Source organism: Burkholderia sp. BCC0405 (genome assembly GCF_902833075.1).
In the GTDB taxonomy this organism is placed as follows: Bacteria; Pseudomonadota; Gammaproteobacteria; order Burkholderiales; family Burkholderiaceae; genus Burkholderia.
In genome coordinates, this window is record NZ_CADFEO010000019.1 from 42,499 (window position 1) to 54,902 (window position 12,404).

Here is a 12,404-nt window from a genome sequence, read left to right on the forward strand (position 1 = left end):
GTCATGGGACAGTACGCCGCGCCGCTGCGCGACATGCAATTCGTGTTGCACGAGCTTCTGAACGTCGAAGCCGAAGTCAAGCAAATGCCCAAGCATGCGGACCTCGACGCCGACACGATCAACCAGGTCCTCGAGGAAGCGGGCAAGTTCTGCTCCGAGGTACTGTTCCCGCTGAACCAGGTCGGCGATCGCGAAGGCTGCACGTATGAAGGCGACGGCGTCGTGAAGACCCCGACCGGCTTCAAGGAAGCCTACCAGCAGTACGTCGAGGCCGGCTGGCCGGCACTCGGCTGCGATCCGGAGTACGGCGGCCAGGGCCTGCCCGCGTTCGTGAACAACGCGCTCTACGAAATGCTGAACTCGGCGAACCAGGCCTGGACGATGTATCCGGGCCTGTCGCACGGCGCCTACGAGTGCCTGCACGCACACGGTGCGCCGGAACTGCAGCAGCGCTACCTGCCGAAGCTCGTGACGGGCGAATGGACGGGCACGATGTGCCTGACCGAGCCGCACTGCGGCACCGACCTCGGCATCCTGCGCACCAAGGCCGAACCCAACGGCGACGGCTCGTACTCGATCAGCGGCACGAAGATCTTCATCTCGAGCGGCGAGCACGACATGTCGAAGAACATCATCCACCTCGTGCTCGCGCGCCTGCCGGACGCGCCGCAGGGCACCAAGGGGATCTCGCTGTTCATCGTGCCGAAGTTCATCCCCGACGCGGCGGGCGAGCCGGGCGAGCGCAACGGCATCAAGTGCGGCTCGATCGAGCACAAGATGGGCATCCACGGCAACTCGACGTGCGTGATGAACCTCGACGGCGCGAAGGGCTGGATGGTCGGCGAGCCGAACAAGGGCTTGAACGCGATGTTCGTGATGATGAATGCCGCGCGCCTCGGCGTCGGCATGCAGGGCCTCGGCCTCACGGAAGTCGCATACCAGAACTCCCTCACGTATGCGAAGGAGCGCCTGCAGATGCGCTCGCTGACGGGCCCGAAGGCACCGGACAAGCCGGCCGACCCGATCATCGTGCACCCGGACGTGCGCCGCATGCTGCTCACGCAGAAGGCCTACGCCGAAGGCGCGCGCGCATTCACGTACTGGTCCGCGCTGCAGATCGACAAGGAACTGTCGCACGGTGACGAAGCGGTGCGCAAGGAAGCAGCCGATCTCGTCGCGCTGCTCACGCCGATCATCAAGGCGTTCCTGACCGACAACGCGTTCGAGTCGACCAACCACGCGATGCAGATCTACGGCGGCCACGGCTTCATCTCCGAGTGGGGCATGGAGCAGTACGTGCGCGACGCGCGGATCAACATGATCTACGAAGGCACGAACTCGATCCAGTCGCTCGACCTGCTGGGCCGCAAGGTGCTCGGCGACATGGGCGCGAAGCTGAAGAAGTTCGGCAAGCTCGTCACGGAATTCGCGGAAGCCGAAGGCGTGAAGCCGGAAATGGCCGAGTTCATCAACCCGCTCGCCGACATCGGCGACAAGGTGCAGAAGCTGACGATGGAAATCGGCATGAAGGCGATGCAGAACCCGGACGAAGTCGGCGCTGCCGCCGTGCCGTACCTGCGCACCGTCGGCCACCTGGTGTTCTCGTACTTCTGGGCGCGCATGGCGCGCCTCGCACTCGACAAGGAAGCGTCGGGCGATCCGTTCTACAAGTCGAAGCTCGCGACGGCACGCTTCTACTTCGCGCGCCTGCTGCCCGAGACGGCGTCGACGATCCGCGCCGCGCGCGCCGGTTCGAAGACGCTGATGGAAGTCGACGAATCGCTGTTCTGACGCGAGCCCGGGCGGCGCGCGCTGCGCGTCGCCCGAACGCAACGGTTCCTGGTACTCACTTCGCCGTGCAGCCCACACCTCCCGCGCTGCACGACACTATCCGGAGACATCCCGTGAGCAATTTCCTGATTCGCAAGGTCGCCGTGCTGGGCGCCGGCGTGATGGGCGCGCAGATCGCCGCGCACCTCATCAACGCGCGCGTGCCGGTGCTGCTGTTCGACCTGCCGGCCAAGGAAGGCCCGAAAAACGCGATCGCGCTGAAGGCGATCGAGAACCTGAAGAAGCTGTCGCCCGCGCCGTTCGGCGTGAAGGACGACGCAAAGTACCTCGAGGCAGCGAACTACGAAGACGACATCGCGAAACTCGCCGAGTGCGACGTCGTGATCGAGGCGATCGCCGAGCGGATGGACTGGAAGCACGACCTGTACAAGAAGGTCGCGCCGCACATCGCACCGAACGCGATCTTCGCGACCAACACGTCGGGCCTGTCGATCACGAAGCTGTCCGAAGGTTTCTCGGACGAGCTGAAGTCGCGCTTCTGCGGCGTGCACTTCTTCAACCCGCCGCGCTACATGCACCTCGTCGAACTGATCCCGACCGCGCATACGCGTCCGGAGATCCTCGACCAGCTTGAGACGTTCCTGACGAGCATCGTCGGCAAGGGCGTCGTGCGCGCGAAGGACACGCCGAACTTCATCGCGAACCGCGTCGGCATCTTCTCGATTCTCGCGGTGATCACCGAGGCCGCGAAGTTCGGCCTGCGCTTCGACGAAGTCGACGACCTGACGGGCAGCCGCCTCGGCCGCGCGAAGTCGGCAACGTTCCGCACCGCGGACGTGGTCGGCCTCGACACGATGGCGCACGTGATCAAGACGATGCAGGACAACCTCGCCGACGATCCGTTCTTCCCGGTCTATCAGACGCCTGCCGTGCTCGCCGAACTGGTGAAGCAGGGTGCGCTCGGCCAGAAGACGGGCGGCGGTTTCTACAAGAAGGAAGGCAAGGCGATCAAGGTGCTCGACGCGAAGACGGGCACCTACGTGGATTCGGGCGCGAAGGCGGACGAAACCGTCGGCCGCATCCTGAAGCGCCCGCCGGCAGAACGCCTGAAGCTGCTGCGTGAAACGGACCATCCGCACGCGCAGTTCCTGTGGTCGATCTTCCGCGACGTGTTCCACTACATCGGCGTGCATCTCGAATCGATCGCCGACAACGCGCGCGATGTCGACCTCGCGATCCGCTGGGGCTTCGGCTGGAACGAAGGCCCGTTCGAAGGCTGGCAGGCCGCCGGCTGGAAGCAGGTCGCCGAGTGGGTGCAGGAAGACATCGCGGCCGGCAAGGCGCTCGCGAACGTGCCGCTGCCGTCGTGGGTACTCGACGGCCCGGTTGCCGAGAAGGGCGGCGTGCACACGGCCGAAGGCTCGTGGGCACCGGCAGCGAAGCGCTTCGTGCCGCGTTCGGACCTCGCGGTCTACGACAAGCAGGTGTTCCGCGCACCGCTGCTCGGCGAAGCCGGTGCCGATCCGAAGACGTACGGCAAGACCCTGTTCGAGACCGATGCCGTGCGTGCATGGGTCGACGACCGTGCGGGTGAAGACGACGTCGTGATCGTGTCGTTCAAGTCGAAGATGAACACGATCGGACCGAGCGTGATCGACGGCCTCGTGCAGGCGATCGAACTCGCGGAGAAGGACTACAAGGGTGTCGTGATCTGGCAGCCGACGTCGCTGAAGCTCGGCACGCCGGGCGGCCCGTTCTCGGCTGGCGCGAACCTCGAAGAGGCGATGCCCGCGTTCATGATGGGCGGCGCGAAGGGGATCGAGCCATTCGTGAAGAAGTTCCAGGAAGGCATGCTGCGCGTGAAGTACGCGAACGTGCCGGTCGTCGCGGCCGTGTCGGGCATCGCGCTCGGCGGCGGGTGCGAGCTGATGCTGCACAGCGCGAAGCGCGTCGTGCACGTCGAGAGCTACATCGGTCTCGTCGAAGTGGGCGTCGGCCTCGTGCCGGCGGGCGGCGGCCTGAAGGAAGCCGCGCTGCGCGCAGCGGAGGCCGCAACGGCCGCGAACGCGACCACCGACATCCTGAAGTTCGTCACGAAGTCGTTCGAGAACGCGGCCATGGCGAAGGTGTCGGCGTCCGCGCACGATGCACGTGCGATGGGCTACGTGAAGCCGTCCGACACGATCGTCTTCAACGTGTTCGAACTGCTCGACACCGCGAAGAAGGAAGCGCGCGCGCTGGCGGCAACCGGCTACCGCGCGCCGCTGCGCGCGAAGGACGTGCCGGTCGCAGGCCGGTCGGCGATCGCGACGATCAAGGCATCGCTCGTCAACATGCGTGACGGCCGCTTCATCAGCGACCACGACTACCTGATCGCGAGCCGCATCGCCGAAGCCGTGTGCGGCGGCGACGTCGAAGCCGGCAGCCTCGTCGACGAGCAGTGGCTGCTCGCGCTGGAGCGCCGCGCGTTCGTCGAGTTGCTCGGCACGCAGAAGACGCAGGAACGGATCATGGGCATGTTGCAGACCGGCAAGCCGGTGCGTAACTGAGCGAGCGGATAAGGCAAGGAGTCTCAAATGAGCAAACAATTGCAAGACGCATACATCGTCGCCGCCAGCCGCACGCCGATCGGCAAGGCCCCGCGCGGTGTCTTCAAGAACACGCGCCCGGACGAGCTGCTGGTCCATGCGATCAAGTCGGCGGTTGCGCAGGTGCCCGGCTTCGACACGAAGCTGATCGAGGACGCGATCATCGGCTGCGCGATTCCGGAAGCCGAGCAGGGCCTGAACGTCGCGCGGATGGGCGCGCTGCTCGCGGGCCTGCCGCAGACGGTCGGCGGCGTGACGGTCAACCGCTTTTGCGCGTCGGGCATCACGGCGCTGGCGATGGCGGCCGACCGCATCCGCGTCGGCGAGTCGGACGCGATCTTCGCGGGCGGCTGCGAATCGATGAGCATGGTGCCGATGATGGGCAACAAGCCGTCGATGTCGCCGCACATCTTCGATCGCAACGAAGACTTCGGCATTGCGTACGGGATGGGCCTGACGGCCGAGCGCGTCGCCGAGCAGTGGAAGGTGAGCCGCGAAGACCAGGACGCGTTCTCGGTCGAGTCGCACCGCAAGGCGCTTGCCGCACAGCAGGCCGGCGAGTTCGACGACGAGATCGCCGCGTACACGATCACCGAGCGTTTCCCGAACCTGGCGACGGGCGAGGTCGACGTGAAGACGCGCGAGATCAAGCTCGACGAAGGTCCGCGTGCGGATACGTCGATCGAAGGCCTCGCGAAGCTGCGCACGGTGTTCGCGAACAAGGGCTCGGTCACGGCCGGCAACAGTTCGCAGACGTCGGACGGCGCGGGTGCGCTGCTCGTCGTGTCGGAGAAGGTGCTCAAGGAGTTCAACCTGACGCCGCTCGCGCGCTTCGTGAGCTTCGCGGTGCGTGGCGTGCCGCCGGAAATCATGGGCATCGGTCCGAAGGAAGCGATCCCGGCCGCGCTGAAGGCTGCCGGCCTGAAGCAGGACGATCTCGACTGGATCGAGCTGAACGAAGCGTTCGCCGCGCAATCGCTGGCGGTGATGCGCGATCTCGGCCTCGACCCGTCGAAGGTCAACCCGATGGGCGGTGCGATCGCACTCGGCCACCCGCTCGGCGCGACCGGCGCGATCCGCGCGGCGACCGTCGTGCACGGCCTGCGCCGCCGTAACCTGAAGTACGGGATGGTCACGATGTGCGTCGGCACCGGCATGGGCGCCGCGGGCATCATCGAACGCCTGTAAGCGGGGCGGAACAAGAGCGACGACGGTGCGCGGGCCACGAGCTCGCGCACCGTTTTTTCATTCCGATAGAGGAAAGTCAAAGGAGACGGTTGTGGCCGAAATTCAAGTGGAACGCGCCGATGGCGTGATGACGATCACGATCGCGCGCCCGGCGAAGAAGAACGCGCTGACGGCGGCGATGTACCAGGCGATGGCCGACGCACTCGCCGAAGCCCAGGAAGACAAGGCGATTCGCGTGATCCTGCTGCGCGGTGGCGACGGCAATTTCACCGCGGGGAACGATCTCGAGGATTTCCTGAAGTCGCCGCCGAAGGACGACACCGCTCCGGTGTTCCAGTTTCTTGCGCGGATCAGCAGCGCGAGCAAGCCGATCGTGGCCGCGGTGCCGGGCCTGGCGATCGGTGTCGGCGTGACGATGCTGCTGCATTGCGATCTCGTGTACGCGGCCGACACCGCGACGTTCTCGCTGCCGTTCACGCAGCTCGGGCTGTGCCCGGAAGCCGCGTCGAGCGTGCTGCTGCCGCGTCTGGCCGGCCATCAGGTAGCGGCCGAGAAGCTGCTGCTCGGCGAGGCGTTCGATGCGCTGGAGGCGCACCGGATCGGCATCGTCAATCGCGTGCTGCCGGCGGCCGAGCTCGACGCGTTCGCGGCGAAGCAGGCGGCGAAGCTCACGGCGCTGCCGGCGGCATCGCTGCGTGTGACGAAGGCGCTGCTGAAGGATACGGGCGGTGTGGCGACGCACGCGCGGATGGCCGAAGAGGCGGCCCACTTCTCGGCGATGCTGCGCGCGCCGGAAGCGCGCGAGGCGATGACGGCGTTCTTCGAGAAGCGCAAGCCGGACTTCCGTCAGTTCGACTGACGGAGCGGGTCGCGCTGGCGGCGTATCGTCGGCGTGAGTTCGCGCTCGCGATCAGGCCGTGCCGTAGTCGACGTGCCCGGTTTCGCGGCAGAAGCTGACGAGCCGCAAGCCGGCCGCTTTCGCGATTGCGATCGCGAGCGACGATGGTGCGGAGATCGTCGCCACCAGCGGGATGCCGACCCGTGCGGCCTTGCGCACGAGCTCGTAGCTCGCGCGGCTCGACAGGAACACGAAGCCGTCGGTCGCGTCGGCGCGTGACAGCACGAGCGAGCCGATCAGTTTGTCGAGTGCGTTGTGGCGGCCGACGTCCTCGAACGCGATCCGGATCGCGCCTGTTGCGTCGCACCACGCGGCCGCATGCAGGCCGCCCGTGAGCTGCGTGAGCGCCTGGTGGGCCGGCAGCCCGTGCGCCGCGCGCGCCAGCGCGTCGGGCGCGAGGCGCGCGAGAAAGCCCGTGTCGGGCACGCGTTCGGGCGCGAGGTCGAGCAGGTCGATGCTTTCGATTCCGCACACGCCGCAACCGGTGCGCCCGGCGAGCGCGCGGCGCCGGTCCTTCAGCGCGGCGAATGCCTGCTGGACGACCTCCAGGTGGACTTCCGCATGCGGCAGCGGCGCGTCGGCGTGCAGGATCACCTCGATGTCCTTGATATCGCTGCCGCGCGCGACGATCCCTTCCGAGATCGCGAAACCGACCGCGAACGCTTCGAGGTCGCACGGCGTACACATCATCACCGCATGCGAGATGCCGTTGAAGACGAGTGCGACGGGCCATTCCTGGCCCACGTAGTCGTGTGCGGTCTCGACGGCGCCGCCGCGCGTGCGGCGCACGGTCAGTTCGATCGCGCCGCGCGGTTCGTCGCGCATGTCACCGGATTCGGTCGGATTCACGAGCACTCCCGTTGATTCGGCGCGAGGCCGGCGGCAATCGTGTCCGCCGCCCGCGCGCAGAGGTTCTAAAATACCTCAGGCAAGCCGGCCGCGCCGGCATCCGCCACGTCAGGTAACGACCATGGGACTCAGCGACGCTCCGTTGCTATTCAACTTCGAACACGATTCGTCGGAAAACTTCACGTACATCCCGATGATCGTGCGTTTCAACCTCGACCGCTTCGGTCTGCGGATTTCGCTCGAGCAGTGGCAGCTGCTGCCGCTCGAGGACCGCAAGCTGCTCGCGCGCTTTCCGGCCGACGACGACACCGCGATCGAGCCCAACTTCGATCACGCGCTGTTCGAGATGCTGCGCACGCACGCGGATCTGGAACCATCGTGGTTCCAGCCGGACGAGCAGCCGACCTGGCGCGCCACCGATACGGTGCCCGAGTCGCTCGTGCAGCAGAGCGCGCTGGCCGGGCTGTCGGCGCCCGCGCTCGCGCAGTGGCAGCGGCTCGCGCCGTTCCAGCGCTACGTGCTGGTGAAGCTGTCGCGCAAGCCGAAGCTGAACCACGATTTCCTGCCCGCGATGCGGGAGTTCGGGCTGACGGCCACGCACTGAGGTGGCCGCCGGCAGGCGGAGGGCGCCGTCGCGCGGTGCTCGCCCGTCAGAGCGGCGGCAGTTGCCGCGGCTTGCGGTCGGTGCCGGTGGCGACGTAGGTGAGCGTCGCCTCGGTGACTTTCACGACTTCACCCATCAGGCGCATGCGCTGTGCGTACACCTCGACGTCGATCGTGATCGACGTGTTGCCGGTGCGCGTGATGGTCGCGTAGAAGCTCAGCAGGTCGCCGACGAACACCGGCTGCTTGAACACGAACGAGTTGACCGCGACCGTCGCGACGCGACCGTTCGCGCGCTGGCTCGCGGGGATCGAGCCGGCGATGTCGACCTGCGACATGATCCAGCCGCCGAACACGTCGCCGTGGACGTTCGCGTCGTGCGGTTGCGGGACGACGCGCAGCGCGGGCTGCTTTGCCGGAAGTTCGAGGGTCGAATCGGTCATGGCGGGGGCTTTCATCCTGTAATGAATTTGCCGCCGCGCGCAGCCCGGCCGGCGAGGGCGCCGGCAGCGGCGCGAAGCGGCTTCTGCGACAATACAACGTTCGCAAATTGTACGAGAAAGTGAGCGAGCCGGCCGCCGTTGCACGCGTCCGGCACCGCCGCCGATCCTTCCCCCCATGCGCCGATTTCCTGCTTCCGGTGAGCCCGCGCCGGCTTCAACCGGGCCCCGCAACGACTGGCAGACCATCCGGTCGCTGCTGCCGTACCTGGCCACCTACAAATGGCGCGTCGCGCTCGCGCTCGGCTGCCTGATCGGCGCGAAGGTCGCGAACCTCGGCGTGCCGGTCGTGATGAAGCGCATCGTCGACCACCTGTCCTACGTACAGCAGATCACCGCGATCGGCCGCGCCGAACAGTCGGCCGGCATCGTGCTCGCGGGCGGCGTGGGGCTGCTGGTCGTCGCGTATGCGCTGGTGCGGTTGTCCACTTCGCTGTTTACCGAGCTGCGCGAGATCCTGTTCTCGAAGGTCACCGAGAGCGCGGTGCGCCAGCTCGCACTGCAGGTGTTCCGGCACCTGCACGGACTGTCGCTGCGGTTTCACCTGGAGCGCCAGACGGGCGGCATGTCGCGCGACATCGAGCGCGGCACGCGCGGCATCCAGCAACTGATTTCGTATTCGCTGTACAGCATCCTGCCGACGCTCGTCGAGGTCGGGCTCGTGCTCGGCTTCTTCGTGGTCAAGTACGAGGCGTATTACGCGTACGTGACGTTCGCGGCGCTGGTCACGTACATCGTGTTCACGGTGAAGGTCACCAACTGGCGCACGCATTTCCGCCGCACGATGAACGAACTCGATTCGCGCGCGAATTCGCGGGCAATCGATTCGCTGATCAACTACGAGACGGTGAAGTACTTCGGCAACGAGGAGTGGGAAGCGCAGCGCTATGACGAGAACCTGAAGCGCTACCGCAAGGCCGCGATCCGCTCGCAGAACTCGCTGTCGGTGCTGAACTTCGGCCAGCAGGCGATCATCGGCACGGGGCTCGTGTTCATCCTGTGGCGCGCGACGCAGGGCGTGCTCGCGGGCAAGCTGACGCTCGGCGATCTGGTGCTGATCAACACGTTCATGCTGCAGCTGTACATTCCGCTGAACTTTCTCGGCGTCGTCTACCGCGAGCTGAAGCAGAGCCTCACCGACATGGACCGGATGTTCGGGCTGCTGTCGGCCGCGAAGGAAGTCGCCGACCTGCCCGATGCGCGGCCGCTTGCGGTCGCCGGCGCGCAGGTGCGCTTCGAGCACGTGAATTTCGCGTACGAGCCGGCGCGGCAGATCCTGTACGACGTGTCGTTTACGATCGACGCGGGCACGACGACCGCGGTGGTCGGCCACAGCGGCTCCGGGAAGTCGACGCTGTCGCGGCTGCTGTTCCGCTTCTACGATCTCGACCGGCAGGCGGGCGGTGCGATCCGGATCGACGGGCAGGACATCCGCGACGTCACGCAGGACTCGCTGCGCGCATCGATCGGGATCGTGCCGCAGGATACCGTGCTGTTCAACGACTCGATCTACTACAACATCGCATACGGCCGGCCGACCGCGACCCGCGACGAGGTGATCGCGGCCGCGCGTGCCGCGCACATCCACGATTTCATCGAAAGCTTGCCGAAGGGTTATGACACGCCGGTCGGCGAGCGCGGGCTGAAGCTGTCGGGCGGCGAGAAGCAGCGCGTCGCGATCGCGCGCACGTTGTTGAAGGATCCGCCGGTGCTGCTGTTCGACGAAGCGACGTCGGCGCTCGATTCGCGCTCGGAGCGCGCGATCCAGCACGAACTCGACCAGATCGCGCGGCATCGGACGACGCTCGTGATCGCGCACCGGCTGTCGACGGTCGTGCACGCGCAGCAGATCCTCGTGATGGACCACGGGCGGATCGTCGAGCGCGGCACGCACGACGAACTCGTGCGCGCCGACGGGCTGTATGCGCAGATGTGGGCGCTGCAGCAGCAGCGCGCGGCGGCGGGCGGGGAAGAGGCGGAAGCCGCGTGAGCGGCGGTGCTGCGCGCAGCGGGAAGGCAGTAGGCTTGGCGGGCGGGAGTCGCGCCGGCATGAGGGGCCGGCAGGCGCTGGTCCTGTTGTTCAGCCAGGCCAACCCGGCCGGTTTGCCGGTCGGCCAACCAGCGGACCAACCGGCCATCCGATCGATCGTCCCGACGACCCGTCAGCCGGTCACTCCGCGGCGCGCAGCCGCGCATCCAGCTCGCCGAGCTGCGCGGGTGTGCCGATGTTCTCCCAGATGCCTTCGTACAGTTCGCCGCTTGCGCGGCCGGCTTCGATCGTCGCGCGGAAGTACGGCGTCAGTGCGCGTCGCGTGCCGGGCGCGAGACCGCGGAACATTCGCGTGTCGTACAGGCCGATGCTGCCGAACGTGACGCGCTCGCCACCGTCGAGCGACAGGCGCCCGTCGCCATCGAGCACGAAATCGCCGGACGGATGGAATGGCGGATTCGGCACCATCACGAGATGCATCGCGGGCGCGTCGAGCGCCGACATGCGCGCTGCAGGGGCGGCGAGCGTCCCGTAATCGAACTCGGCGAACACGTCGCCGGCCACCGCGACGAACACCGTCGACCGCCCGTCGCGCTCGAGCAGCGGCAGCGCCTTCGCGATGCCGCCGGCCGTTTCCAGTGCCTCGCCCTCGGCCGAATACGCGAGCCGCACGCCCCAGCGCGAACCGTCGCCGAGCGCAGCCTCGATCAGTTCGCCTAGCCACGCGTGGTTGATCACGATCGTCTCGATGCCCGCGCGGGCGAGCGCTTCGATCTGCCACACGATCAGCGGCTTGCCGCCCGCTTCGAGCAGCGGCTTCGGGCGAGTGTCGGTGAGCGGGCGCATCCGTTCGCCGCGCCCGGCGGCGAAGATCATCGCCGTGGTCAGGGTGTTGCTCATGTTCGGCCGGGTTTCAGGAGAGTCGGAGCGATCAGAACGTATAGCCCACGTCGGCCGGTGCGTTGCCCTCGAACTCGTCGAGCAGCTTCGCGAACGGCACGAGCGGGCGGTAGCGCAGCGCGACCTTGCGCGCATACGCGATGAAGCGCGGCAGGTCGTTCAGGTAGTGCGGCTTGCCGTCACGGTAATTGATACGCGCGAACAGGCCGAGCACCTTGATGTGGCGCTGCAGCCCCATCCATTCGAGCTGGCGGTAGAACTCGCCGAAATCGGGGTCGACCGGCAGGCCGGCCTTTTTCGCCTTTTCCCAGTAGTACGCGAAGCAGTCGAGCTCGAACGCCTCGTCCCAGCTGATGAAGGCGTCGCGCAGCAGCGACACGACATCGTACGTCAGCGGCCCGTAGACGGCGTCCTGGAAATCGAGGATGCCCGGGTTCGGCTCGCACACCATCAGGTTGCGCGGCATGAAATCGCGCAGCATGAAACCCTGCGGCTGCGCGTGCGCGCTGGCGACCAGCAGCGCGAAGGTGCGGTCGAGCGTGCCGCGCATCGCGTCGGTGACGGGCTTGCCGAGGTGGCGGCCGACGAACCATTCGGGCATCAGCTCCATCTCGCGGCGCAGGAATGCCTCGTCGAACGGCGGCAGCACGTCGGGCTTCGACGTGAGCTGGAAGCGGATCAGCGCGTCGAGCGCCGCACGCATCAGCGGTTTTGCGGCGGCCGGGTCGGCCGGATCGAGCACCGAGATGTACGACGTGCGGCCGAGATCGGTCACGAGCATGAAGCCCGCGTCGAAATCGTGGGCCAGCACGTCGGGCACATGGTTGCCGGCCGCGACGAGCAGTTGCGCGACCTGGACGAACTCGCGGCATTTCTCGGGCGGCGGCGCGTCGACGGCGATCAGCGTGCCGCCGGCGCTCGTGGCCGATGCGACACGGAAATAGCGGCGGAAACTGGCGTCCGACGATGCGGGCGAGAGGGTCGACAGGTCGAGCGCATGGCGTTCGGCGAGCGGGTGCAGCCACGCGGTGAGCGCTTCGAGGCGGGCGTCGGGCTGGGATGCGGCGGATGGGGGCGTCATGAAACTCGGAGGAGGG

At 67.1% G+C, this 12,404-nt stretch carries 10 protein-coding genes; 6 read left to right on the top strand and 4 right to left on the bottom strand.

The genetic code is table 11. The features are described from left to right. The first annotated feature begins 3 nt into the window (after window positions 1–3). From HWX36_RS27050 to HWX36_RS27065, 4 genes are all read left to right on the top strand, one after another. Entirely contained in the window at window positions 4–1,791 is a 1,788-nt protein-coding gene (locus HWX36_RS27050; protein WP_069257557.1) for an acyl-CoA dehydrogenase C-terminal domain-containing protein, read from the top strand. 113 nt (window positions 1,792–1,904) lie between these two features. Further along, entirely contained in the window at window positions 1,905–4,340 is a 2,436-nt protein-coding gene (locus tag HWX36_RS27055) for a 3-hydroxyacyl-CoA dehydrogenase/enoyl-CoA hydratase family protein (protein WP_175956322.1), read from the top strand. Window positions 4,341–4,367: 27 nt separating this feature from the next. After that, a complete protein-coding gene (locus HWX36_RS27060) occupies window positions 4,368–5,567 on the top strand; it encodes an acetyl-CoA C-acyltransferase (protein ID WP_175956324.1) in 1,200 nt (399 codons plus the stop codon). Window positions 5,568–5,658: 91 nt separating this feature from the next. After that, a complete protein-coding gene (locus tag HWX36_RS27065; protein WP_175956326.1) occupies window positions 5,659–6,426 on the top strand; it encodes an enoyl-CoA hydratase in 768 nt (255 codons plus the stop codon). 51 nt (window positions 6,427–6,477) lie between these two features. Here the strand turns inward: HWX36_RS27065 and fdhD are convergent, their stop codons facing one another. Next, window positions 6,478–7,314 carry a formate dehydrogenase accessory sulfurtransferase FdhD gene (gene fdhD / locus HWX36_RS27070; protein WP_175956328.1) on the bottom strand — a complete coding sequence of 279 codons (837 nt, stop codon included), beginning with the start codon at window positions 7,312–7,314 and terminating at the stop codon, window positions 6,478–6,480. Window positions 7,315–7,435: 121 nt separating this feature from the next. Between fdhD and HWX36_RS27075 the strand changes: the two genes are divergently transcribed. Further along, a complete protein-coding gene (locus HWX36_RS27075) occupies window positions 7,436–7,918 on the top strand; it encodes a nitrate reductase associated protein (protein WP_047898989.1) in 483 nt (160 codons plus the stop codon). Between the two features lie 46 nt (window positions 7,919–7,964). Here the strand turns inward: HWX36_RS27075 and HWX36_RS27080 are convergent, their stop codons facing one another. Beyond that, window positions 7,965–8,360 (bottom strand): acyl-CoA thioesterase, encoded by a 396-nt coding sequence (locus tag HWX36_RS27080; protein ID WP_175956330.1) that lies wholly within the window; start codon window positions 8,358–8,360, stop codon window positions 7,965–7,967. Window positions 8,361–8,535: 175 nt separating this feature from the next. Between HWX36_RS27080 and HWX36_RS27085 the strand changes: the two genes are divergently transcribed. Next, complete coding sequence (locus tag HWX36_RS27085) at window positions 8,536–10,407, top strand: ABC transporter ATP-binding protein/permease (protein WP_175956332.1); 1,872 nt, start codon at window positions 8,536–8,538, stop codon at window positions 10,405–10,407. Window positions 10,408–10,587: 180 nt separating this feature from the next. Here the strand turns inward: HWX36_RS27085 and murU are convergent, their stop codons facing one another. Continuing rightward, entirely contained in the window at window positions 10,588–11,307 is a 720-nt protein-coding gene (gene murU, locus HWX36_RS27090) for an N-acetylmuramate alpha-1-phosphate uridylyltransferase MurU (RefSeq protein WP_175956340.1), read from the bottom strand. 31 nt (window positions 11,308–11,338) lie between these two features. Continuing rightward, complete coding sequence (locus HWX36_RS27095) at window positions 11,339–12,388, bottom strand: phosphotransferase (protein WP_175956342.1); 1,050 nt, start codon at window positions 12,386–12,388, stop codon at window positions 11,339–11,341. Between the last annotated feature and the right edge of the window lie 16 nt (window positions 12,389–12,404).

What these genes read in the sequence shown, in the direction of transcription:
- HWX36_RS27060 (WP_175956324.1), top strand. Translation starts at nt 4,368, where the DNA reads ATGAGCAAACAATTGCAAGACGCATACATCGTCGCCGCCAGCCGCACG.
- murU (WP_175956340.1), bottom strand. Translation starts at nt 11,307, where the DNA reads ATGAGCAACACCCTGACCACGGCGATGATCTTCGCCGCCGGGCGCGGC.
- HWX36_RS27080 (WP_175956330.1), bottom strand. Translation starts at nt 8,360, where the DNA reads ATGACCGATTCGACCCTCGAACTTCCGGCAAAGCAGCCCGCGCTGCGC.
- HWX36_RS27085 (WP_175956332.1), top strand. Translation starts at nt 8,536, where the DNA reads ATGCGCCGATTTCCTGCTTCCGGTGAGCCCGCGCCGGCTTCAACCGGG.
- HWX36_RS27095 (WP_175956342.1), bottom strand. Translation starts at nt 12,388, where the DNA reads ATGACGCCCCCATCCGCCGCATCCCAGCCCGACGCCCGCCTCGAAGCG.
- HWX36_RS27075 (WP_047898989.1), top strand. Translation starts at nt 7,436, where the DNA reads ATGGGACTCAGCGACGCTCCGTTGCTATTCAACTTCGAACACGATTCG.
- HWX36_RS27050 (WP_069257557.1), top strand. Translation starts at nt 4, where the DNA reads ATGGGACAGTACGCCGCGCCGCTGCGCGACATGCAATTCGTGTTGCAC.